The organism is Bradyrhizobium erythrophlei, from assembly GCF_900129425.1.
GTDB lineage: Bacteria > Pseudomonadota > Alphaproteobacteria > Rhizobiales > Xanthobacteraceae > Bradyrhizobium > Bradyrhizobium erythrophlei_C.
This window is the reverse complement of record NZ_LT670817.1, coordinates 74,522-99,408: the sequence shown is the minus strand read 5'-3', so window position 1 is coordinate 99,408 and position 24,887 is coordinate 74,522. Positions and strand designations below refer to the sequence as shown.

17 protein-coding genes are annotated in these 24,887 nt (G+C 61.1%); 9 read left to right on the top strand and 8 right to left on the bottom strand.

What is annotated here, in order from left to right; all coding sequences use genetic code 11:
• The first annotated feature begins 51 nt into the window (after positions 1-51).
• From B5527_RS00450 to B5527_RS00435, 4 genes are read left to right on the top strand one after another with little or no spacing between them, the layout of a single operon-like run.
• Positions 52-921, top strand: a complete 870-nt coding sequence (locus B5527_RS00450; RefSeq protein ID WP_079599542.1) for a branched-chain amino acid ABC transporter permease — start codon at positions 52-54, stop codon at positions 919-921.
• Entirely contained in the window at positions 918-1,871 is a 954-nt protein-coding gene (locus tag B5527_RS00445) for a branched-chain amino acid ABC transporter permease (protein WP_245332457.1), read from the top strand. Before B5527_RS00450 ends, B5527_RS00445 begins: the two co-directional genes overlap by 4 nt.
• Positions 1,868-2,617, top strand: coding sequence for an ABC transporter ATP-binding protein (locus B5527_RS00440; RefSeq protein ID WP_079599541.1), 750 nt, complete (start codon positions 1,868-1,870; stop codon positions 2,615-2,617). The genes B5527_RS00445 and B5527_RS00440 overlap by 4 nt, the downstream gene beginning before the upstream one ends.
• Complete coding sequence (locus B5527_RS00435; protein WP_079599540.1) at positions 2,614-3,336, top strand: ABC transporter ATP-binding protein; 723 nt, start codon at positions 2,614-2,616, stop codon at positions 3,334-3,336. Before B5527_RS00440 ends, B5527_RS00435 begins: the two co-directional genes overlap by 4 nt.
• Before the next feature lie 199 nt (positions 3,337-3,535).
• On the opposite strand, the gene B5527_RS00430 is transcribed toward B5527_RS00435, so the two are convergent.
• Positions 3,536-4,369: a phytanoyl-CoA dioxygenase family protein gene (locus B5527_RS00430; RefSeq protein ID WP_079599539.1), complete on the bottom strand. Its 834-nt coding sequence runs from the start codon at positions 4,367-4,369 to the stop codon at positions 3,536-3,538.
• A 325-nt stretch (positions 4,370-4,694) separates the two neighbouring features.
• On the opposite strand from B5527_RS00430, the gene B5527_RS00425 reads away from it, so the two are divergent.
• The 3 genes from B5527_RS00425 (at position 4,695) to B5527_RS00415 (ending at position 13,676) form a co-directional block, all read left to right on the top strand.
• Positions 4,695-5,531, top strand: coding sequence for an MlaD family protein (locus tag B5527_RS00425; RefSeq protein WP_079606947.1), 837 nt, complete (start codon positions 4,695-4,697; stop codon positions 5,529-5,531).
• A 343-nt stretch (positions 5,532-5,874) separates the two neighbouring features.
• Positions 5,875-12,156, top strand: a complete 6,282-nt coding sequence (locus B5527_RS00420; protein ID WP_079599538.1) for a HAMP domain-containing protein — start codon at positions 5,875-5,877, stop codon at positions 12,154-12,156.
• Positions 12,157-12,170: 14 nt separating this feature from the next.
• Positions 12,171-13,676, top strand: a complete 1,506-nt coding sequence (locus tag B5527_RS00415; protein ID WP_079606946.1) for an HWE histidine kinase domain-containing protein — start codon at positions 12,171-12,173, stop codon at positions 13,674-13,676.
• A gap of 50 nt (positions 13,677-13,726) precedes the next feature.
• Here the strand turns inward: B5527_RS00415 and B5527_RS00410 are convergent, their stop codons facing one another.
• From B5527_RS00410 to urtA, 7 genes are all read right to left on the bottom strand, one after another.
• Positions 13,727-14,065: an FmdB family zinc ribbon protein gene (locus tag B5527_RS00410; RefSeq protein ID WP_079599537.1), complete on the bottom strand. Its 339-nt coding sequence runs from the start codon at positions 14,063-14,065 to the stop codon at positions 13,727-13,729.
• A 94-nt stretch (positions 14,066-14,159) separates the two neighbouring features.
• Positions 14,160-15,389 carry a formamidase gene (gene fmdA, locus B5527_RS00405; RefSeq protein WP_079599536.1) on the bottom strand — a complete coding sequence of 410 codons (1,230 nt, stop codon included), beginning with the start codon at positions 15,387-15,389 and terminating at the stop codon, positions 14,160-14,162.
• Positions 15,390-15,423: 34 nt separating this feature from the next.
• Positions 15,424-16,113: an urea ABC transporter ATP-binding subunit UrtE gene (urtE, locus tag B5527_RS00400; RefSeq protein WP_079606945.1), complete on the bottom strand. Its 690-nt coding sequence runs from the start codon at positions 16,111-16,113 to the stop codon at positions 15,424-15,426.
• Between the two features lie 68 nt (positions 16,114-16,181).
• Positions 16,182-16,937, bottom strand: coding sequence for an urea ABC transporter ATP-binding protein UrtD (urtD, locus tag B5527_RS00395; protein WP_079599535.1), 756 nt, complete (start codon positions 16,935-16,937; stop codon positions 16,182-16,184).
• An 11-nt stretch (positions 16,938-16,948) separates the two neighbouring features.
• Positions 16,949-18,088: an urea ABC transporter permease subunit UrtC gene (gene urtC / locus B5527_RS00390; RefSeq protein WP_079599534.1), complete on the bottom strand. Its 1,140-nt coding sequence runs from the start codon at positions 18,086-18,088 to the stop codon at positions 16,949-16,951.
• 17 nt (positions 18,089-18,105) lie between these two features.
• The gene (urtB, locus tag B5527_RS00385; protein ID WP_079599533.1) at positions 18,106-19,032 is read right to left on the bottom strand and encodes an urea ABC transporter permease subunit UrtB; all 927 of its coding nucleotides are present in this window, start codon (positions 19,030-19,032) and stop codon (positions 18,106-18,108) included.
• A 126-nt stretch (positions 19,033-19,158) separates the two neighbouring features.
• Entirely contained in the window at positions 19,159-20,421 is a 1,263-nt protein-coding gene (gene urtA / locus B5527_RS00380) for an urea ABC transporter substrate-binding protein (protein WP_079599532.1), read from the bottom strand.
• 153 nt (positions 20,422-20,574) lie between these two features.
• On the opposite strand from urtA, the gene B5527_RS00375 reads away from it, so the two are divergent.
• Positions 20,575-23,943 (top strand): hybrid sensor histidine kinase/response regulator, encoded by a 3,369-nt coding sequence (locus B5527_RS00375; protein ID WP_079606944.1) that lies wholly within the window; start codon positions 20,575-20,577, stop codon positions 23,941-23,943.
• Positions 23,933-24,862: a response regulator transcription factor gene (locus B5527_RS00370; RefSeq protein ID WP_079599531.1), complete on the top strand. Its 930-nt coding sequence runs from the start codon at positions 23,933-23,935 to the stop codon at positions 24,860-24,862. Before B5527_RS00375 ends, B5527_RS00370 begins: the two co-directional genes overlap by 11 nt.
• The last annotated feature ends 25 nt before the right edge of the window (positions 24,863-24,887 follow it).

Sequence of the window (24,887 nt, the reverse complement as noted above, 5' to 3'; positions counted from 1 at the left end):
CTTGCAAGAGGTGCCTCCCGGATCAGATGCATGTTTCCATCTCGGTGATTTATGGCGCAACTTCTGCTGTTTAACGTCACCAACGGGCTGATCATCGGCGCCTTCTATGTGTTGATGGCGCTCGGGCTGTCTCTCATTCTCAATTTGAGCAACGTGATCAATTTCGCCCATGGCGGATTTCTCGTCATCGGCGGCTACATCGCCTACACCATCACGCCCTATATCGGCTTTTGGGGCGCGCTGCTGCTGGCGCCGCCATTGACGGCGGTCATCGGGCTCGCGGTCGAGCGGGTGCTGATCCGACCGCTCTATGGACGCGATCCGCTCTATAGCCTGCTGCTCACCTTCGGCCTCGCGTTCATGATCGAGGATGGCACCCGATTCATCTTTGGCCCGCAGGGCAAGCCGGTCACCATTCCGGAGTTTCTGGCGCAGCCACTGAGCAATGAACTGTTTTTCATCACCGGCTATCGGCTGTTCATGGTGGCCGTGGTGATGATTGCCGTGACATTGCTGTTCCTGCTGCTGCGCTACACCCGACTGGGCATTCGCATCCGGGCCGGCACGCTTGACCTCGACACCGTCGCGGCGCTCGGAATCAACGTGCAAATGCTGCGCTCGCTCAATTTTGCGGTCGGCATTTTTCTGGCCGGTCTCAGCGGCGTTCTCGCGGCCGGGCAATTAGGCCTTGAGCCGACCATGGGCACCGGGCTTTTGATGCCGAGCTTCATCGCCATCATCGTCGGCGGCATCGGCAGCCTGCCGGGGACGCTGATCGGCGGCCTGCTGATCGGGGTCGCATCGGGATTGACGGCGGTGTTTTTCCCGGCAGCCAGCGAGGCGGTGATCTACGTCATGATGGCGGTGGTCCTTTTGGTGCGCCCGCGCGGATTATTCGGCGAAGAAGGAATGATGAGTTGAGCGCCGAACAAACCCGCAAGCTGATCGTCCTCGCGGCGATCTGGACAGCTTTGATATTCGCGCCCTACTGGATGGTGCCGCTCGGCGGGTACACCGCGCTCGCGACGCGAGTCCTTGTGCTCGGACTGGCGGCGATGTCGCTGAATTTCCTATTGGGATTTACCGGCGTGCTGTCGTTCGGTCACGCCGCGTATTTCGGCCTTGGCGCCTATGGCGCCGGGCTGACGCTGAAGTTCCTGGCGGCCAGCACGCCGCTCGCGCTGGTCGCGGGAATGCTGCTGGGCGGTCTCTGCGGCGCCATCCTCGGCACGCTGATCGTGCGGCGGCGCGGCGTCTATTTCGCCATGGTGACGATCGCATTCGGCCAGGTGTTTTACTACATCGCCTTTCAATGGAGCTCGCTGACCGGCGGTGACGATGGCCTGCGCGGCTTCTCGCGCCAGCCGCTCGACTTCGGCCTGTTCCAGCTCGACATTCTCTCCAGCGCCAACAATTTCTACTTCTTCGTGTTGTTTTGCTTTGCACTGGCGGTCGGCGCGATGGGATTCATCCTGCGCTCGCCGTTCGGCCGCACCATGATTGCGATCCGCGAGAACGAGCGCCGCTCCCGCTTTCTCGGCATTCCCGTCGAACGACACATCTGGATTGCCTTCACATTGTCCTGCTTCTTCATGGGATTTGCCGGCGCGCTCTATGCGCTCGTCAACAATTTCGCCGATCCGCGCGGCCTGCACTACAGCCAGTCCGGCGATTTCGTGATGATGGCCGTGATGGGCGGGATGCGCAGCTTCTGGGGGCCGCTGCTCGGCGCCGCCGTGTTCGTGGTGCTGCAGGATTATCTGTCCAGTATCACCGTCAACTGGATGTCGTTCGTCGGGCTGCTGTTCGTGCTGGTGGTGCTGTTTTTCCCACGGGGCCTGCTTGGCTTCATTCAGCGGAGCAAGGCATGAACGTTCTCGAAATCAACAACGTCACCAAGAGATTCGGCAACCTGGTGGCGGTGCGTGACGTCTCGCTCAACGTGGCGAAGGGAGAGATGTGCGCGATCATCGGGCCGAACGGCGCCGGCAAGACCACCTTCTTCAACCTGATCAGCGGATTTTTTCCACCGACCTCGGGTAACATCACCTTCGACGGCCGTGACATTACCCGACTGTCCACGCATGAACGCGTCACGCTCGGCATGGCCCGGACCTTCCAGATTACCGAGATTTTCCCCGAACTCACCGTGTTCGAAAACGTTCGCATCGCCGCCGAAGTTGCCGGCGGATATCGCCTGCGGCCCTGGATCAACCGTGCGGAGACGGAAAAAATCCATGCCAGCATCGAGGAGACGCTGAAATTGGTGTCGCTGGAAACCAAGAGGGGCAGGCTGGTCGGCGAACTCGCGCACGGCGATCAGCGCGCCGCCGAGATCGCCATGGCGCTGGCCTTGAAGCCGCATTTGCTCCTGCTCGACGAACCGACCGCCGGGATGGGCGATCAGGAAACCTACCAGATCACCCAGCTGATCCGAAGGCTGCACCGCGACAGCAACTACACCATCGTGCTGATCGAACACGATATGCGCGTGGTGTTTCATCTCGCCGACCGCATCTGCGTGCTCGACCAGGGCAGAATGCTGGCGCAGGGCACGCCGCAGGAGATCGCCGCCAACGAGGCCGTGCAGGCCGCCTATCTCGGTAATGCCGCATGACCGCAGCACTGACCGCCGAGGGCCTCCACACCTATTACGGCAAGAGCCATATCCTGCATGGCGTCAGCCTTGAGGTGGCCGAGGGCAAAATCACCGCGCTGCTGGGACGCAACGGCGCCGGCAAGACCACGACGCTGCGAAGCCTGATGGGCCTGACCCCGGCGCGCGAAGGCAAGATCACGATCTTCGGCGAGGACACCACGCGCTGGCCGACCTTCCGCATCGCAGCCCAGGGCGTGGGCTATGTGCCCGAAGGCCGGCGTATCTTCGCCAACCTCAGCGTCGAGGAGAACCTCAAGGTTCCCCTCGAACGCGACGGCCCGTGGACCATCGCGCGAATCTACCAGCTGTTCCCCCGCCTCGAGGAGCGCAAGGACAACCGCGGAAGGCAGCTTTCCGGCGGCGAGCAGGAGATGCTGTCGATCGGCCGCGCGTTGCTGCTCAATCCAAGGCTTCTGATTCTCGATGAGCCTTCGCAGGGCCTGGCACCGCTGATCGTGCGCGAAGTGTTTCGCATCGTCCAGCAGATGAAGGCGGAGGGCATTTCCGTTCTGCTGGTCGAACAGAACGCGCGGATGAGCCTGGAGATTGCCGACGACGCCTATGTGCTGGATGACGGCATCGTAGTCTATTCGGGGACCGCCCGTGAACTCGCCGCCGACGAAGCGCGGGTGCGGGCTTTGGCCGGCGCCAGCGCCGAGGAATGGACGCTGACGTAGAGACGAAGTCTGATTCGCGCGCACCGCACGCACGGTGTCACCTCTCCCATCGGGAGAGGTCGGATCGCTCCAGCGATCCGGGTGAGGGGTTAAGGCCTAACGATGGACCCCAACCCCTCACCCCAACCCTCTCCCAAGGGAGAGGGAGCCCACTTCCTACGATGCCAGAGCTACACTTCAATTCGGCGCGGCCCGGCCATCAGGCGCGGTAGCCGGTCTTGCCGGTGCCGCGATAGAGCACGCGGACCTGCTCCTCCGACACTTCCTTGTGGAAGGCCAGCGCTTCCGGTTCGAGGTCGCGCTTGGGCACATGGGCGGGCAGAAAGTGGCCGTAGGTATCCTTGCCGCGCACCAGCGTCGCCCAATCGCGCGCGCCGACCGCCTGCTTCAGGTGGGTCGGAATGTAGCGGATGGCCAGCCCAATGCGCCGGTCGTCGGAACGGTTCGGCTCCGATCCGTGGAACAGCAGCACGTGATGAAGTGACGCCTGCCCCGGCTTCAATTCCACATAGACGGCCTTGGCCTCGTCGACATCGACCGATATCTCCTGTCCTCGGGTCAGGAGGTTATTCTGGTCGAAGGTGTCGTCGTGCTTGACCTGGCTCTGGTGGGTCCCGGCGATGAACTTCATGCAGCCGGAAATCTTGTTGGCCGGCGACATCGCGATCCAGGCGGTCGCCACATCGGACGAACTCAGTCCCCAATAGGTGGCGTCCTGATGCCAGGAGACAAAACCGGGATCGCGGGCTTCCTTGATAAAAAAGCTGGTGTTCCAGCACAGGATATTCGGCCCCAGCAGATCCTCCATGGCATCGAGGATTTTCGGATGCCGGATCATTTCGTCGATCCAGGCGAACAGCACGTGACTGCGATGGCGCATCTCGGCCTTGATCGGGCCACCGCTGGCGGCTTCATAGTCCTCGAGCTTGCGTCGAAAGTCCGCCACTTCGCTGGCGCTCAAGGCATCGATCGGGAAATGATAGCCGCGGTCGCGATAACCGGCGACTTCGTCCTCGCTCAGCAATTTCGGCATGGGTCCTCCAACGCTTTTATTTTTTCTTCTACGACGCGCAGCAAGAGTTCGATCGAGGGTTATCCTTCCCTTTGGCGCTGTCAAGAATCCGGCCGTCGGCTGGCATTGGGAGAATGGGATGCGGGTATGCCACAATGACAGCGACAATGACGAAATCCCCGGATCCGGCTTCACCTGCATGGACATCGCGGTCATGGGCCAGGCGATGCGATGCCGCCGGCCGCATTGACCTTTCGCCGGCTTGGCTTTGCCCGTACAATCGGAAGACGGCGAAGCGCGCTAACCCTCTTTAGCCAGCCTATCGCCGCCGGATCTTGCGATGAAAATGCGGGCCAGCAACCTGATGATCGGATCGACGACGCTTGCGGTCATTGCCGCGGCGTTTATTGGCTTTCTCGGGTTCCGGAAGATCCACGGCATCCAGCAGCAAGGTCCGCTTCGCATCATTTTCGAAGGCTCCGCGAGCGGCCTGCACAACGGTGGCGCGGTGAATTTCGACGGGGTTCAGGTCGGCGAAGTAATCTCCCTGAAGCTCGAAACACCGCGGAAGATCGTCGTCCTCACCAGGGTGGACAACAGCGCCCCGATCCGCAAGGACACGGTTGTCGGGCTTGAATTTCAGGGGCTCACCGGCGTGGCGGCGATATCGCTGGTAGGCGGTGCGGCCGCCGCACCCCCGGTGCCGCCGGGTGAGGACGGCGTTCCGACCCTGACCGCCGATCTGAGCGAGACGGAATCGATCCGCGATACCCTGCACAATGTCGACCGCGTCCTCGTCAACAATCAGGCGGTCCTGAAAGACGGGCTGCTTTCTTTCGAGACCTATACGGCGTCGCTGGCGAGCAAGGGCGAGGCGATCGACAGCGTCATCCGCAAGGCCGAGGGTGCCTTCGACAGCTTCGACAGCGCCATCGCCAGGATCGACAACATCGTGCCTGGCCTGGCGAATGGCGAGGACGGCGAACTCTTTCATAAAGTGAAGTCGATTCGCGAACTGGCCGACAGCTTCAACAAGCGTTCCGGCGCCTTCATGGAGGAGGGCCGCCGCTCGCTGCTCGATATCAGCCAGGGCGCCGTCAAGGTGACCCGCAAATTCGACCCGGAAGCCGTCAGCGGCGACAACCCGCCTCCGCCGAGAAAGCCGCACCAGAGGCGGCCATGAAGGTTGGGACTGTCTCCGCCGAACCCGAGCTTGGGCGCCCGGCCAGGGCGGTTCCAATTGGACCGGGCGCTCGACGAGCGAGCCTGGTTCCGCGCGGTCTCAAAAGCGTCGCGATCCTCTGGTGTGGTCAGATCCGCGAACCTCCCCCGAGATCATCAATTTAAGCCTCGCTGGAACAAAAGTTCGGCGGCGGAATTATCTTTGCCGGTCGCAATTCATAAATCTAAGATATTGGTTAAGTTAAGGTATTTAGCTTGATTTCAGATGATCTGAGCGATTTGATGGCGCGAAAAGCAGACTCGCGCGTGATCGGATTCGATCGCCTCTGCTTGAAGGGAATGCCATGACTGATCTCGATCCCGCCGCTGCATCGGCCCGCCGCCGTACCAAGATCAAACCACTCACCAACGGAAAGCCCGATCCTTCGCAGGAATTGCTGCAGGCGCTGCAGGCGATGCGGAGCGGCGATTTCTCGGTACGAATGACCGGCGATCATCTCGGAATCGAGGGCAAGATCGCTGACACGTTCAATGAAATCGTCGCAGCCAATCAGCGGATGGCGCAGCAACTGGAGCGTGTCGGTCAAGTCGTCGGCCGTGAGGGAAAAACCCGGCAGCGCGTCAAGTTCGGACTTGCCAGCGGCTCATGGGCCGACATGGAAGGCTCGGTGAATACCCTGATCGATGATTTGCTCTGGCCTACACGCGAAGTGACGCGCGCCGTTGCCGCCGTTGCGCAGGGCGACCTGTTGCAAACCGTCCAGCTCGACGTCGATGGCCGCCCACTGGGCGGCGAATTTTTGCAGTCGGCCAACATCGTCAACACGATGATCAAGCAGCTCAGCGTATTTACCTCCGAGGTGACACGCGTGGCACGCGAGGTCGGCACCGAGGGCAAGCTCGGCGGCCAGGCGCAGGTCCCCGAGGTGACGGGCGTTTGGAAGGACTTGACGGAGAGCGTCAATTCCATGGCCAACAATCTCACCGGCCAGGTTCGAAACATCGCCGAGGTCACCATTGCCGTGGCCAACGGCGACTTGTCCAAGAAAATCACGGTCGACGTCCGCGGCGAAATCCTGCAGCTGAAAGAAGCCATCAACACCATGGTGGACCAGCTGCGCTCGTTCGCCTCCGAAGTCACCCGCGTTGCCCGCGAAGTCGGCACCGACGGCAAGCTGGGCGGCCAGGCGATCGTGCCCGGCGTCGCCGGCACCTGGAAGGACCTGACCGACTCCGTGAACGCGATGTGCGGTAATTTGACCGCGCAGGTGCGCAATATCGCCAACGTCACCACGGCGGTCGCGCGCGGCGACCTTTCGCGCAAGATCACGGTCGACGTCCGCGGTGAAATTCTGGAGCTGAAGGACACCATCAACACGATGGTCGATCAGCTCAATTCGTTTGCGTCCGAAGTCACCCGCGTCGCCCGCGAAGTCGGAACCGAAGGCAAGCTCGGCGGCCAGGCCCAGGTCCCCGGTGTCGCCGGAACCTGGAAGGACCTGACCGACAACGTCAACTTCATGGCCTCGAACCTGACCGCGCAGGTCCGCAACATCGCCGATGTGGCGACGGCGATCGCCGGCGGCGACCTTTCCAAGAAAATCACCGTGAACGTGTCGGGCGAAATCCTTCAGCTCAAGGAAACGCTCAACACCATGGTCGACCAGCTCAACGCCTTCGCCGGTGAGGTGACGCGCGTGGCGCGCGAGGTCGGTACCGACGGAAGGCTGGGCGGTCAGGCCAACGTGCTCGGCGTTGCCGGCACCTGGAAGGATTTGACCGAGAGCGTCAACTCGATGGCCAGCAACCTGACGGCGCAGGTTCGAAACATCGCGGAAGTGACGACCGCGGTCGCCAATGGCGACCTGTCCAAGAAGATCACGGTGGACGTGCGCGGCGAAATTCTTGAATTGAAAGACACGATCAACACGATGGTCGATCAGCTCAACGCGTTCGCGGGCGAGGTGACGCGCGTGGCGCGCGAGGTCGGCACCGAAGGCAAGCTGGGTGGCCAGGCGCTGGTGCGCGGCGTCGCGGGCACCTGGAAGGATCTGACCGACAGCGTCAACTCGATGGCCAGCAACCTGACCGGCCAGGTCCGCAACATCGCCGAAGTCGCGACCGCCGTGGCAAAGGGCGACCTGTCGAAAAAAATCACGGTCAACGTGTCGGGCGAAATTCTTCAATTGAAGGAAACGCTCAACACCATGGTCGACCAGCTCAACGCCTTTGCCGGCGAAGTGACGCGCGTGGCGCGCGAAGTCGGCACCGACGGCAAGCTCGGCGGTCAGGCCGAAGTGCCCGGCGTTGCCGGTACGTGGAAGGATTTGACGGACAGCGTCAATTCGATGGCCGGCAACCTGACGGCCCAGGTTCGCAACATCGCCGAAGTCGCGACCGCCATCGCCGGCGGTGACCTTTCCCGCAAGATCACGGTCGACGTCCGCGGCGAAATCCTGCAGCTCAAGGAAACGCTCAATACGATGGTCGATCAGCTCAACCGGTTCGCCGGTGAGGTGACGCGCGTGGCGCGCGAGGTCGGTACCGAAGGCCGCCTCGGCGGCCAGGCCAACGTGCCCGGCGTTGCCGGCACCTGGAAGGATTTGACCGACAGCGTGAATTCGATGGCGGGCAATCTGACCGCCCAAGTCCGCAACATCGCCGAAGTCACCACCGCGGTCGCGCGCGGCGACTTGTCGCGCAAGATCACGGTGGACGTGAAGGGCGAAATTCTCGAATTGAAGAACACCATCAACACGATGGTCGATCAGCTCAACGCGTTCGCCTCGGAAGTGACACGCGTGGCGCGCGAAGTCGGCACCGAGGGCAAGCTCGGCGGCCAGGCCCAGGTGCCGGAAGTCGCAGGCACGTGGAAGGATCTGACCGACAACGTCAACTTCATGGCGTCGAACCTGACCGCGCAAGTCCGCAACATCGCCGAAGTCGCGACCGCGATCGCGGGCGGCGACCTGTCCAAGAAGATCACCGTCGACGTTCGCGGCGAAATCCTGCTGCTCAAGGATACCCTCAATACGATGGTCGAGCAGCTGCGTTCGTTCGCAGCCGAAGTGACGCGCGTGGCACGAGAAGTCGGCACCGAAGGCCGGTTGGGCGGACAGGCGGTGGTGCCGGGCGTCGGCGGTACGTGGAAGGATCTGACGGACAACGTCAATCTGCTCGCCGCCAACCTCACCACCCAGGTCCGCAACATCGCCGAAGTCACCACCGCCGTCGCGCGCGGCGACTTGTCGCGCAAGATCACCGTCGACGTGAAGGGTGAAATTCTCGAACTCAAGAACACCATCAATACGATGGTGGACCAATTGAACGCCTTCGCCGGCGAGGTGACCCGCGTCGCGCGCGAAGTCGGCACCGAGGGCAAGCTCGGCGGCCAGGCGGAAGTTCCCGGCGTGGCCGGCACGTGGAAGGATCTGACCGATACCGTGAACTTCATGGCGGCCAACCTGACCGAGCAGGTTCGCGGCATCGTGAAGGTCGTGACCGCGGTTGCCAACGGCGATCTCAAGCAGAACCTGACGGTGAAATCGAAGGGCGAAGTCGCAGCGCTCGCCGAGACCATCAACAATATGACCGACACGCTGGCGACGTTCGCCGATCAGGTCACCAGCGTCGCGCGCGAAGTGGGTGTGGAGGGCCGGCTTGGCGGCCAGGCCAACGTCCCCGGCGCGGCCGGAACGTGGAAGGATTTGACCGGCAACGTTAACCTGCTCGCCGCCAACCTGACATCGCAGGTTCGCGCCATCGCCGAAGTGGCGACCGCCGTCACCAAGGGCGACCTCACCCGTTCGATCCAGGTCGATGCCAGAGGCGAAGTCGCGGAACTAAAGGACAACATCAACACGATGATCGGCAACCTGCGGCTCACGACCGACGTCAACACCGAGCAGGACTGGCTGAAGACGAATCTGGCGAAATTCACCAACATGCTGCAAGGTCAGCGTGACCTGACCACGGTCGGCCGGCTGCTCCTGACCGAACTGACGCCGCTGGTAAATGCCCATATGGGCGTAATTTACCAGGTCGAAAATGAGGACAATCCGCAGCTGCGTCTGCTGTCGGCTTACGCCGCCGACGGGATCGCCCCGCATCGGCCAGTCGTGCAGCTGGGCGATGGTCTGATCGGGCAATGCGCGATGGACAAGCGCCAGCGGCTGGTATCGGACATTCCGACCGATGCGGTTCCGATCAATTCGGCGCTGCTGCGCGTGGTACCTAGAAATCTCGTGGTGCTTCCGGTGCTGTTCGAGACCCAGGTCAAAGCCGTCATCGAGCTGGCTTCGGTCGGCGCATTTACGACGTCGCAAATGACCTTCCTCGAGCAGCTCACGGACAGCATCGGCATCGTGCTCAACAGCATCGAGGCAACGATGCAGACCGAAGGACTGCTGAAGCAATCCCAGCAACTCGCCGGCGAGCTGCAGACGCAGCAAAAAGAGCTGCAGCAGACCAACGAGCAGCTGGAGCAAAAGGCCCAGCAGCTTGCCGAACGCAACGTCGAAGTGGAGCGCAAAAACCAGGAAATCGAACAGGCGCGGCGCGCGCTCGAAGAAAAAGCGACCGAACTTTCACTGACCTCGAAGTACAAGTCCGAGTTCCTTGCCAACATGTCGCACGAGCTGCGTACGCCGCTCAACAGCATCTTGATCCTGGGCCAGCAGCTTACCGAAAATCCTGATGGCAACCTGTCGGCGAAGCAGGTCGAGTTTGCGCGAACCATTCATGGCGCGGGCACAGACTTGCTGAACCTGATCAGCGACATTCTCGACCTGTCCAAGATCGAGTCCGGAACCGTGACCGTGGACGCCGAGGAAATCCTGACGTCCAACCTGCTCGAAACGGTCGGACGCCCGTTCCGGCACGAAGCGGAGAACCGCCACCTGTCGTTCAACATCGATGTCGATCCCAATTTGGGGCGCAGTATCGTCACCGACTCCAAGCGCCTGCAGCAGGTACTGAAGAACCTGTTGTCCAACGCGTTCAAATTTACCGCAGAAGGCGGGGTTCGCCTCAACGTTTCCGCGGCCGTCGGCGGCTGGAGCACCGAACATCCGGTTCTCAACCACTCTCCGGCCGTTGTCGCCTTCGAGGTTTCCGATACCGGCATCGGTATTCCCGTGGAAAAGCAAAAGCTGATCTTCGAGGCATTCCAGCAGGCGGATGCCGGCACCAGCCGAAAATATGGCGGCACCGGGCTGGGTCTCGCCATCAGCCGCGAGCTTGCGAGCCTGCTGGGCGGCGAAATTCACCTTCAGAGTACGCCGGGCAAAGGCAGCACCTTCGTGCTCTATCTGCCGCTGAAATATTCCGGACCGACGGTGGCGCCGCGGTTCAGCGCCCCGTCTCAATACAGCGCGGCACCGGCGCTTCAGGTCGCGACGCAGGAGCGCGTCGTCGAACAGATCCCGGACGATCGTCTAAATCTCGAACCGGGGGATGCAATTCTTCTGGTCGTTGAGGACGATCCGCATTATGCGCGCGTCCTGATCGATCTGGCTCGCGATAAGGGTTTTAAAGTCCTGAGCGCGGCCCGCGGCTCCGAAGCCCTGGATCTCGCCAAACAATTCCAGCCCACCGCGGTATCGCTCGATGTCTTCCTGCCTGACATGCTCGGCTGGACCGTGCTAAGTCAGTTGAAGCACAATGCCTTGACGCGGCACATCCCGGTTCAAATCATCACACTGGACGAAGACCGTCAGCACGCTCTGGCCCGCGGCGCATTTTCCTATGTCAGCAAGCCGACCACGACCGAAGGGGTCAGCGCGGCGCTGTCCCAGATCATGGAATACGCCAGGCCGCGTCGCAAACGCCTGCTGATCGTCGAGGACAATGCGGCCGAACGGATGAGCATCAGGGAACTGCTGGATCACGACGATATCGAGATCGTCACGACCGAAACCGGCGCGGGTGCGCTTTCCGCCTTGCGCGAGAACCCATGCGACTGCGTCGTGCTCGATTTGCGGTTGCCTGACATGAGCGGTTTCGAAGTACTCGACAGCATCCGCCAGGATGATTCATTGTCCAACGTGCCCATCATCGTATTCACCGGTCGCGAGCTTTCGGTCGAAGAGGACGCCGAGTTGCATACGATGGCTCGCAGCATCGTGGTGAAAGGCGTGGAATCGCCGGAGCGTCTGCTGGACGAAACGTCGCTGTTCTTGCATCGTGTGATCACGGAATTGCCGATTGAGAAGCAGCGCATGCTGGAAAAGCTCAATAGTTCCGACGAGGATCTGGTCGGTCAGACCGCACTGCTGGTGGACGACGACGCGCGCAATATCTTCGCGCTGAGCAGTGTGCTTGAACGACGCGGCATGAAAGTTCTTACCGCCACGACCGGCAGCGAGGCGGTCGCGCTGGTCGAGTCGAATCCCAAGATCGCCATTGTCCTGATGGATATCATGATGCCGCAGATGGATGGCTATCAAACCATCGGCGTGATTCGCGAAAACCCGTCGTTCCGCCGGCTTCCCATCATCGCCCTCACCGCCAAGGCGATGAAGGGCGACCGCGAGAAATGTCTCGAGGCCGGCGCCTCCGACTATCTGGCCAAACCCGTCAACACGGAGCAGTTGCTCCTTGCCATACGCATGTGGCTCCACCGTTGAACGGCGCGTCGATGATGGACCATGAAAAAGTAAACATCCTTCTGGTCGACGATCAGCCGGCCAAGCTGCTTGCCTATGAGGTGATTCTCAAGGAGCTTGGCCAAAATCTCGTCGTCGCCGCCTCGGGGCGGGAAGCGCTCGAGTACCTGCTCAAGAACGAAGTGGCCGTCATTCTGGTCGACGTTTGCATGCCGGAGCTGGACGGATTCGAGCTCGCCGCCATGATCCGCGAGCATCCCCGCTTCCAGAAGACCGCGATGATCTTCATTTCGGCGATTCAGGTCAGCGATATCGACCGCCTTCGCGGCTACGAGATGGGTGCGGTGGACTACGTTCCGGTACCGGTCATTCCGGAAGTATTGCGCGCAAAGATCAGGGTGTTCGTCGAACTCTATCGCAAGACCCGGCAGCTGGAGCGGTTCAATGCCGACCTTGAAAATCGCGTTCGCGCCCGCACCGCGGAGCTCGAGGAATCGCACGCGAGACTTCTCGAAAGCGAGCAGCGCCGCAGCCTGGCGATCGCGGCGGGAAAGATGGGTTCCTGGGACTTGGACTGGGTCAACGGGGACTGGATGTGGGACGAAGGGCAATACCGTATCTTCGGCGTCGATCCGCAAACCTTTACGGTGACACCGGCGAGCGTTCAGGCGCTGCTTCATCCCGGTGATATCGACGAGTTCCACAAGGCCATGGCGCAGTTTGCCAAGGGTGCTGGATCGTATGAGGCAGAGTTTCGTATCAATCGGCCGGACGGCGAGACCCGCTGGTGCGTCGGCACGGCGGCGGCGACAGTCGACAGGGGCGGCCACGTGGTGCGCATCAGCGGCGTCACCGTAGACATCACCGAACGGAAGCGGGCGGAAGAACGTCAAAATCTGCTGGCGCGGGAGGTCGATCACCGCGCCAAGAACGCGCTAGCACTGGCGCAATCGATCGTTCGGCTGACGCGAGGCGAAAACGTCAAGGCTTACGTCCAGGCGGTGGAAGGCCGGATCAGTGCCCTGGCGCGGGTGCATACCATCCTCTCTTTGTCGAGCTGGCAGGGCGCGGAGATCGGCAAGCTGGTCGATGAAGAACTCGCGCCCTACTCAACCGGCGATCAGATCGCATTTGGCGGTTCGGACATTCAGCTGCAACCCGCAACCGCGCAAACGCTGGCGCTTGCCCTGCACGAGCTGGTCACCAACTCGGCCAAGTATGGCGCCCTGTCCACGCTGTCCGGTCGGCTATCGATCAAGTGGGAGATCCAGGGGAATCTCCTTCAGATGGTGTGGGAAGAGCGGGATGGTCCGCTGGTCGAGAAGCCGGCATCGCGCGGATTCGGGACGAGAAGCGTGATCGCCAGCATCGAGTCACAGCTGGGCGGCCAAGCCGAGTTCGATTGGCGTTCCGAAGGCCTGATCTGCCGGCTATCGGTTCCGCTCATGCAGGACGTCGCGCCGCGACCGATCAACGGCCGCCAAAATCAGGCTGTCAGCGGCAATGGGGCTGAGCTGGCTTCGAGGTCCGCGGACGCCTGAAGCAGAGCCCTGTTCGGCGAAAGCGCGACAGGTGCGCTACGCACGAAACCTCAGTGGCTGATCATCCATGGACGCGCGGTCGGAAAGCTTTTCGCCCCACTCCTGGTCCGCTTTACAAGCCGCGAAGGTTTGCTTGAGCAGCAGCCGCAGCCGGGCGCATGCGACGCCTTGTATTCGCCGACGGTCATGGGCGCATTGGCGCTGCGCTCGTTGGTGGCGTGGGCCTTGCGCTTGTCCGAGGGCATGCAGAAGAAGTTCGGCGCGGTCAGAATGACGCGCGGCGAGACGCCCTCGCATTGCGGACAATCCTGCGGCGCGTCGCATTCCGCCATCGGCCGCATGTCCGTGAACGGGCCGCAATCGTTGCAGAGATACTCGTAGACCGGCATGTCGTTTCCTCGCGCGATTCAGATTCACCAGCTTTCGCGGCGGCGGATGCGGGGCGGAAGATACCTGCCCGTCCCGCATCCCGTCGCGCAGGGATCACTTGTCGGGTGAGACCGATACGTCAACACCACCCTTGATGTGCTCTATCGGCCCGGCCGACGACGGCATGATATCGAAATCGAAAATCTCCGTCGGCAGATACAGCGTGGCGCAGGCATTCGGAATATCCACGACGCCGCTGATATGTCCCTGCACCGGAGCAACGCCCAAAATCGTATAGGCCTGGGCGCCGGAATAGCCGAACTTCTTGAGATATTCGATCGCGTTGAGGCAGGCCTGACGATAGGCGATATGCACATCGAGGTAATGCTGTTTGCCGCCTTCGTCGACCGAGATGCCTTCGAAGATCAGATAATCCTTGTAGTTCGGCGTAATCGGCGACGGCTTGAAGATGGGATTCTTGATGCCGTACTTCGAAACGCCGTCCTTGATGATATCGACCTTGAGATGCACCCAGCCGGCCATTTCGATCGCGCCGCAGAAGGTGATCTCGCCGTCGCCCTGGCTGAAATGCAGGTCGCCCATCGAGAGACCGCCGCCGGGCACATAGACCGGGAAGTAAATCTTCGAACCGCGCGAAAGATCCTTGATGTCGCAATTGCCGCCATGCTCGCGCGGCGGCACGGTCCGGGCGCCTTCGGCGCCGACCTTGGCCTTGGCATCTCCCTTCGCACGACCGGCATGGGCGGTGGCGGCGAAGGGCGGGTTGGCGAGTGGCGGCACGCGGGTCGGGTTGGTTGCGATCAGCGCGTTCTCGCGCTCGTTCCACATTGCCAGCATTTTCGGATCCGGCAGACAGCCGATCAGGCCGGGATGGACCAGGCCCGCAAAATTCACGCCGGGAATGTGACGCGACGACGTGTACAGGCCCTTGATGTCCCAGATCGATTTCTGCGCCAGCGGAAAATGCTCGGTCAGAAATCCGCCGCCATTTTTCTTGGAGAAGAAGCCATTGAAGCCCCACAGGCTCTCCTTCTTCGGGCCGATGTCGAGCAGATCGACCACCAGGAGATCGCCGGGCTCAGCGCCCTTGACACCGATCGGGCCGGACAGAAAATGCACAATCGACAGGTCGATGTCGCGGACGTCGTCGGCAGAATCGTTGTTCTTGATGAAACCGCCGGTCCAGTCGTAGGTCTCGACGATGAAGTCATCGCCCGGACTGACCCACGCCACTATCGGAACGTCGGGATGCCAGCGGTTGTGTATCATGTCGTTGTCGTAGGCCGACTGCGTGAGATCGACCTTGATCAGTGTATCTGGCATCGGAGTCTCCCCTCTGGTTGCAAGTCTTGCATGGTTAAACTGACAAATATTTGGCGATCTGCCCCGCATCGATGCCGTCGCGCACTTCGTCGCGGACGATCTCGCCGTTCTCGATGACGAGCACGCGGTCGGCGACGTCGAGCGCGAAGCTCAGCACCTGTTCGGAGACGATGATGGAAAGGCCGCGGGTGTCGCGGATCCGCTTCAGGGTGCGGGCCATCTCCTTGATGATCGAAGGCTGAATACCTTCGGTCGGCTCATCCAGCAGCAGCACCTTGGGCTTGGTGGCCAGCGCCCGCGCGATCGCCAGTTGTTGCTGCTGACCTCCGGAAAGGTTGCCGCCGCGGCGGCCCTTCATCTCCAGCAGCACCGGAAACAACTCATAGAGGTCGCCCGGCACTTCCTTTTCGCCCGACGCGACGAGGCCGGTTTCGATATTTTCCTTGACCGTCATGGCAGAGAAGATCATGCGGCCTTGCGGCACATAGGCCAGGCCCCTTGCCACCCGCTCATAGCTCTTCAGCTTACTGAGCTCGGCGCCTTCCATGTTCACCGAGCCGCTTCTGGTGGGCACGATTCCCATCAGCGACTTCATCAGCGTGGTCTTGCCCATGCCGTTGCGGCCCATGATCGCGACGATCTCGTTGGGCGCGACTGACACGTTGAGGCCGTGCAGCACTTCGCTCTGGCCGTAGGCGACATGCAAATCGGAGATAGCCAGCATCAACGTGCTCCTTGTCCTTCGCCACGCATGGTGCCCGGAAACCGGACGTCGCTTTCCAGGATCATGCGCTAGTGCCCGAGATAGACTTCGATGACCTTCGGATCGTTCTTGACGTGCTCCATCGTGCCTTCAGACAGGATCTGGCCTTGATGCAGCACCGTGACCTTGTGGGCGATGTCCTCGACGAATTTCATGTCGTGCTCGATCACCAGCACCGAACGGTCCTTGATGATCCGATTGAGAAGCTCGGCGGTCTTGACGCGTTCGCTGACACTCATGCCGGCTACCGGCTCATCCAGCATCAGCAGTTCGGGATCCTGAATCAACAGCATGCCGATTTCGAGCCACTGCTTCTGGCCGTGGCTGAGCAGTTCGGCACTCACGTTCAGCCGGTCTTTCAGGAAGATCATTTCTGCCACTTCGTGGACACGGTCGCGCACGATGGCGTCGCGCGTGAACGTCAGCGCACCAAACACGGTACGGCCGCGGGGAAACGAAATCTCGAGGTTCTCGAACACGGTAAGATCCTCGTAGATCGACGGATTCTGGAACTTGCGGCCGACACCGGCCTGCACGATCTGATTCTCCTTCATTTTCGTGAGATCCTTGTCACGGAAATGAATCGAACCTGATGTCGCCCGGGTCTTGCCGCAGATCAGATCGAGCACCGTCGTCTTGCCGGCGCCATTGGGGCCGATAATGACCCTGATTTCGTTTTCATCGACATAGAAAGAGAGATCGTTGACCGCCTTGAAGCCGTCGAACGAAACCGTCAGTCCCTCGACCGACAGCAGAAATTCCCTGGGCTGGTGACCTACGAGCATGATCTATCTCCTCACTCGGCCGGCGCGCCGTCGGCGACGGAACTGTCGACGGCGGTCCAGTCGGGTTTGCGCGAGGCGAACAGCCGGTCGATATGCGGCTGCACATAGTCGCTCCAGATGCCGGCAAGGCCGTTCGGAAAGGCGAGAACAACCGCGATGAACAGGCCGCCGAGTCCGAACAGCCACAGTTCGGGGAAGGATTCCGACAGGCTGGTCTTGGCGAAGTTGACAAGCAGCGTGCCGTACACCGCTCCGAGGATCGAGAGCCGGCCGCCGACCGCCGTATAGATCACCATCTCGATCGAGGGCACGATGCCGACAAAAGATGGCGACATGAAGCCGACGTTGAGGGCGAACATGGCGCCACCGATCGCGGCGAATACGGCGGCGACGCAGAAGGCAAAGATCTTGAAGTTGGCGACGCTATAACCGGAGAAGCGGACCCGGTCTTCTTTGTCGCGCATCGCGACCAGAATGCGGCCGAGTTTCGAGTGCCGGATGAATTGCGCGATGAAGATGCAAACGAACAGGCATCCCACCTCGAAGAAATAAAGCACGATCTTGGCGTGGTCCGGCCGGATATCCCAGCCCTTCAGGGTTCGCAGATCGGTCATGCCGTTGATGCCGCCGGTGTAGCCCTGCTGCCCGACGATCAGGATCGTCAGGATAGCCGCGACCGCCTGCGTAATGATGGCGAAGTACGTGCCGCCGACGCGGCGCTTGAACATGGCCGCACCGATGATGAGGGCGAATATGCCGGGAACCAGGATCACCGCGGCTATTGTGAAACTCAGGCTGTGGAACGGCTTCCAGAACGCCGGCAGCGAGGTGATCTGATTCCAGTCCATGAAATCGGGAATGCCGGGGGTCGACTGGATCTTGGTGTTTTCCGGGCTCGATGCTTCGAGTTTCAGAAACATCGCCATGCAGTAGCCGCCGAGGCCAAAGAACACTCCCTGCCCCAGGCTGAGAATTCCGCAATACCCCCAGCAAACCACCAACCCGAGAGCGACGAAGGCATAGGTGAGGTATTTCGCGACCAGATTGAGCCGGAAGACGTCGAGACAGAGCGGAAGGATCACCACCAGGAAAACGGCGAGCACCGCAATTCCGATAAGCTCCGATCGATTTGCGAAACGATTGGTGAGCATGGCTTCGGCCCTTTTTGTTATTTGCGGACCTTGAGGGCGAACAGACCCTGCGGCCGCAGCATCAGAATTCCGACAACGGCAAGCAGCGTGATGACCTTCGCCATCGATCCGGACATGAAAAACTCGAGTGTCGACTGCGTCTGCGAGATGCTGAAGGCGGACGCGATCGTGCCGAGCAAGCTCGCTGCACCGCCAAACACCACCACCAGGAAGGTGTCTACGATGTAGAGCTGACCGGAGGTCGGCCCGGTCGAGCCGATCATGGTAAAGGCGCTGCCGGCGATGCCGGCGATGCCGCATCCCAGCCCGAAGGTGTAGCGATCGACCTTCTCGGTGTTGATGCCGACGGCGCCCGCCATGACGCGGTTTTGCACGACGGCGCGAACCTGACGGCCGGCGCGAGACTTGTACATGATGTAGGCGACCACGATCGTGATCAGCACGGTAAGACACATCACGAAGATGCCGTTGATCGGCACCTCGATGCTGTCGGAAACATGTAGCGAGCCGAGCATCCACTGCGGCAGTTCGACGCCGACTTCACGGGCGCCGAAAATCGAGCGGTAGGCCTGCTGCAGGATCAGGCTCAGGCCCCAGGTGGCGAGCAGCGTATCCAGCGGACGCTTGTAGAGATGACGGATCAGCACCCATTCCACCAGCATTCCGAGCACCCCGGACGCCATAAAAGCCAATACCATCGCAACGAAGAAGTAGCCTGCGAACAATCCGGGAAGGTAGGCCTGGAAAAAGTTCGAGGTCATCCAGGTCACGTAGGCGCCCAGGATCATGAACTCGCCATGAGCCATGTTGATGACGCCCATCTGGCCGAAGATGATGGCAAGTCCGAGCGCCATCAGCACGTAGACGGAAAACAGAATCAGGCCGGCAAAACCCTGCATGGCGAAGATGGAGCCGAGATCACCAATCGAATAGTCGCCGAACATCGATGTCCTCCGTCAGGGATGGGTCCCGCGTCGCGCGTACGTACGCGACGCGGGGTGTCTTGAGCGTGGACTGACGATCCACGCCAGGGAGAGGCTTTGGGAGAAGTGCGAGGGAGCCGCCTGTTCCTACTGGTAGCCCTTCGGGAACGGATCCGGCTCGACCAGATCCTTGGTCTCGAACACCAGTTCGAACTGGCCGTCGAGCTTGGCGCGGCCGACACGAGTCTTCGACCAGAGGTGATGATTTTCGTGGATGCGGACATAACCTTCCGGCGCACCCTTGAACTCGACGCCGGGCGAAGCCGCCGCGATCTTGTCGATGTCGAAGCTTCCGGCCTTCTCCGCCGTTAACTTCCACAGCCACGGGCCGAGATAGGCAGCCTGCGTCACGTCGCCGATCACGGTCTTCTCGCCCCACATCTTCTTGAACGCGGGGACGAACAGCTTGTTGTTCGGATTGTCGAGCGACTGGAAGTACTTCATGCAGGCATAGGCGCCCGCGATGTTCTCGCCGCCGATGCCGTCGATTTCGTCCTCGGTCACGGAGATCGTCAGCAGCAGCTGCTTGGACAGATCGATACCGGCCGCCTTGAGCTGCTTGTAGAACGCGACGTTGGAGCCGCCGACGACGTCGGCGAAGATCACGTCGGGCTTGGTCAGCTTGATCTTGTTGATGACCGAGTTGAACTGGGTGTTGCCGAGCGGATAATATTCCTCTCCGACGACCTTGCAGCCCGTGAGATGGCCCTCGATATGCTTGCGCGCGATCTTGTTCGAGGTGCGGGGCCAGATGTAGTCCGAACCGATGAAGAAAAACGACTTCGCGCCCTTCTCCTTGTTGATCCAGTTCAGGCCGGCGAGAATCTGCTGAGTGGCTTCCTGACCGGTGTAGATCACGTTCTTGGACTGCTCGAGGCCTTCGTAGAAGGTCGGGTAGTAGAGCATGCCGTTATACTGCTCGAGAACCGGCAACACCGCCTTGCGCGAAGCCGAGGTCCAGCAACCCATGATCGCCGCGACCTTGTCGTTGACGAGGAGCTTCTTGGCCTTTTCCGCGAAGGTCGGCCAATCGCTGGCGCCGTCTTCCTGGATGATCTTGATCTTGCGGCCGAGGATGCCGCCGGCTTCGTTGATCTGCGAGATGGCGAGCTTCTCGGACTCGATCGACCCGGTTTCCGAAATCGCCATCGTGCCGGTGGCCGAATGCAAGATGCCGCAGGTAACTTCCGTGTCGGTAACCGCGAGGCCGGTGGTGTTGATCACGGAAGTTGCCGGCGCTTCTGCAAAGGACGGCCGAGGAAGCATCGTTAAAGCGGGAATTGCCGCCATTCCCATCAGCAGCTTGCGGCGAAATGCCGACTGCAACCCCTGTTTAGTGTCGTCTGACATATCTACCCCATTTGGGTTCGAGGACGCGCTATTGGTCCAATCAGGATTGCCGAATTTGTGCAGTGCACAGATACGCAAGATTGCGTATATTGCACCGCAAAATTGCGACGTAGGTTTTTGAGCGAGCAGACGGCTCGCGGTCAGGAGTTCAAAGTGGCAGGGCGGCAGCGGATAGACCGCGTCAGGCGCCAGTATAATCAATGGGTTGCCAACCAGACGCTGGAAGACTACGCGCTGCGCTTCACCGCCAAGAGCGCGCGGCGCTGGTCCGCCGCCCGCGTCGCCAATACCGCGCTGGGCGCGATCTCATTTCTGGCGTTGGAGGCGATCGGCGGCACCATCACCCTGAATTACGGCGTCACCAACGCCACCGCGGCTATCCTGATTGTCAGCGTCATCATCTTCTGCTGCGGTCTGCCAATCGCCTATCACGCCGCCAAATGCGGCATCGACATCGATCTTCTGACCCGCGGCGCTGGCTTCGGTTACATCGGCTCGACCATCACGTCGCTGATCTACGCCTCTTTCACGTTCATTTTCTTTGCGATCGAAGCGGTCATTCTCGCCACCGCGCTTGAGATGTGCTTCGGCATTCCGCGCCCGGTCGGCTATCTCATCAGCGCCGTCGTCATTATTCCCCTGGTCACGCACGGCATCACCCTGATCAGCCGCTTTCAATTGTGGACGCAGCCGGTATGGATCATTCTCCACATCCTGCCCTTTGCGGCGATCGCCTACGCCAACCCGCATTCCTTTGCGGAGTGGACAAAATTTCCCGGCGAGCATGGCAACCCCGGCGGCCATCTCGATCTCCTGCTGTTCGGCACCGCCGCCTCGGTAGTGTTCTCGCTGGTGGCGCAGATCGGCGAACAGGTCGACTTCCTGCGCTTTCTGCCGCGCGACCGACGGACGTCGAGGACGTCGTGGTGGCTCGCGCTGTTAAGCGCCGGCCCCGGCTGGATCGTTCTCGGCGCGCTGAAGCTGTTGGCCGGATCGTTCCTGGCCTTCTTCGCGCTGGGCCATGGCATCAGCTACGAGCATGCCGCGGAACCGGCGCACATGTATCTCGAAGCGTTTCGCTACGTGCTGTCGCAGCCCGAGCTCGCATTGGCGCTGACCGGCACCTTCGTGATCCTCTCGCAGTTGAAGATCAACGTTACCAACGCCTATGCCGGATCGATCGCGTGGTCGAATTTCTTTTCCCGCCTCACCCACAGCCATCCCGGCCGCGTGGTCTGGCTGGTCTTCAACGTGCTGGTGGCATTGCTGCTGATGGAGATCGGCGTCTACAAGGCGCTCGAGCAGACGCTGGCGCTCTATTCCAACGTCGCCATCGCCTGGGTCGGCGCGCTGGTTGCCGATCTCGTCGTCAACAAGCCGCTCGGCCTCCGTCCGCAGCACATGGAGTTTAAGCGCGCGCATCTCTACGACATCAATCCGGTCGGCGTCGGCTCCATGACGATTGCCACCGTCGTCTCCATCAGCGCGTTCTACGGCCTGTTCGGACCGACGGCGAAGGCGCTGGCGCCGTTCGTCGCGCTGGTCGTCGCTTTCATCACGGCGCCCCTGATCGCCTATGGGACTGACGGAAAATATTATATTGCGCGCAAGCCGAAGCGCAGCTGGCAAAACCTCGAAGCGATCCAGTGCTGCATTTGCGAGCATTCGTTTGAGCCGGAGGATATGGCGTCCTGCCCGGCCTATGCCGGCCCGATCTGCTCGCTCTGCTGCTCGCTCGACGCGCGCTGCCACGATCTCTGCAAGCCGCATGCGCGAATTCAGGCGCAGATCTCCGATACCCTCGGCAAACTTTTGCCGCAGCCGATTTTCGCGCGGATCAATTCGCAACTCGGACATTATCTCGGCGTGTTCGCGGTTTCCGCTGGCCTGGTGGGACTGACACTCGGCCTGATCTATCTGCAGACATCGGCAGCACACGTCGACAATCTGCAGCTATCCAACGTGCTCTGGAAGGTGTTCTTCGCGCTGTCCATCATCATCGGCGTGGTCGCCTGGCTGTTCGTGCTCGCGCAGCAAAGCCGGCGCGCGGCGGAAGAAGAGACCCGGCGGCAGACCACGCTTCTGATCCAGGAAATCGACGCCCACAAGCGCACCGATGCCGAGCTGCAGCGTGCCAAGGAAGTTGCCGAATCGGCCAATCTCGCGAAGAGCCGATATGTCGTCGGCTTGAGTCACGAACTGCGCTCGCCGTTGAATGCCATCTCCGGCTACGCCCAGTTGCTGGAACAGGACTCCAGCCTGAACGCCAAGCCGCGCGATCAGGTCCGCGTGGTCCGCCGCAGCGCCGATCATCTGTCGGGGCTGATCGATGGCATTCTCGACATTTCGAAGATCGAAGCCGGCCGATTGTATTTGTCTCGGGACGAAGTTCGCCTGAGCGAATTTCTCGATCAACTGGTCGAAATGTTCCGCCTGCAGGCCGCAGCCAAGGGCATCGATTTCGTTTTCAAGCGGCCGACGGTCCTGCCGGTCGTGGTGTTCGCCGATGAAAAACGCCTGCGCCAGATTTTGATCAATCTGCTGTCGAACGCTATCAAATTCACCCAGGCCGGCAGCGTGCAGTTCGTCGTTCACTACCGCAGCCCGGTGGCCGAATTTGAAGTGATCGACACCGGGCCGGGAATTCAGGCCACCGACCTTGAACGCATTTTCGCACCGTTCGAGCGCGGCGCACTCGGGGTCTCACAGCCGCAGACCGGGACCGGTCTGGGACTGACGATCAGCCGGCTGCTTGCCGGCGTGATGGGCGGCGACATCCGCGTCACTAGCACTGTCGGGACCGGCAGCATTTTCCGGGTAAAAATCCTGCTGTCGGAAGTCACCAATCCGACGCGAATTGCGCCGGTCGATGCGCCGTTCTTTGGCTACCACGGCCCGCGCAAGACGATTTTGATCACCGACGACGACCCCGTCCAACGCGATCTCTTGCGCGAAGTGCTGACGCCGCTGGGCTTTATCCTCTTGAGCGCGCCGGACGGACCCGCCTGCCTCGCGCTCGCGCAGCATTGCCAGCCCGATCTGTTTCTGCTGGATATCTCGATGTCGGGCATGGACGGATGGACGGTGGCCGAGACGCTGCGCTCGATCGGGCATCATCAGGCCCGCATCCTGATGGTTTCGGCGAGCGCCCTGGAGGCGCACGGCGCACCGCTGGCGCAGCCATTCCACGACGGCTATCTGATGAAGCCGATCGATATTCCGAAGCTTTTGGAGCTGATCCGCCAGCTGCTCAAGATCGAATGGCAATATGAATCCGACCAGATCGTCGTTCCGCACTGGCGGCCGGACAGCGGCTCGCGGCCGCCGGTGAGGCATGTCGAAGAACTCATCGGCCTTGGACAAATGGGCTACATCCGTGCGATCCAGGTCAAGCTCGATGAAATCGGAACCGACTATCCTGAACACGCCGACTTCGTTTCGCAGATGCGTTCCCTGATCGACCGCTTCGACCTCGATCAGTACATGGCAACCCTCAAAACCTTGCACAGCTATGATCACTGAACCCAAAAAGCGCGACGTCGCGCTCGTCGTCGATGATTCACCGGAAACGCTGCGGCTTCTGACCGATGCGCTTGACGGCGCCGGCATGACCGTGATGGTCGCCATGGACGGCGCCGCCGCGATGCGGATCGTCGATCAGATCACGCCGGATATCATCCTACTCGACGCCGTGATGCCCGGCATCGACGGTTTTGAAACCTGCCGGCGGCTCAAGCGCGAGGCGGACGTGAGCAATGTGCCCGTCATCTTCATGACCGGGCTGGCGGAGACCGAACACATCGTGCGCGGCCTGGAAGCCGGCGGCGTCGACTACGTGACGAAACCGATCGTCATCGAGGAGATGCTGGCGCGGATCAGGGTTCATCTGGCCAATGCAAGGTTGACCCAGAGCGCCCGCGCCGCGCTCGACGTGTCCGGGCGCTTTCTGCTCGCGGTCAGCCGGCACGGCAAGATCATGTGGGCGACGCCGCAGGCGCAGAAATTATTGACGGATAATCTCGCCGCCGCAACTGAAGATGAACTCGTGCTGCCCGAGCCGATGCTGCAATGGCTTGAACAGGTGCAGAAAGGCAAACCCGGATCGAAAACGCCGTTGACGGCGTCATTTCCGGACAACGAGCAGCTTCAACTGCAATATATGGGCAAACTCGGCCCGAATGAATTCCTGCTGCGGCTGGCAAAGGATTCGAGCACCAATACATCAGCTCAATTCAGCAGCGAACTCGGACTGACCACCCGCGAGGGCGAAGTGCTGTCGTGGCTGGCCAAAGGAAAAACCAATCGGGACATCGCCCAGATCCTGGGCTTGAGCCCACGGACGGTGGACAAGCATCTCGAGCAAATCTACGCCAAGCTCGGTGTCGAAAACCGCACCGCGGCGGCCGCGATCGCGACCAGCGCGAGCCGGCGCAATTCGTAACTCAGATCATTCGACGTCGGAGCGG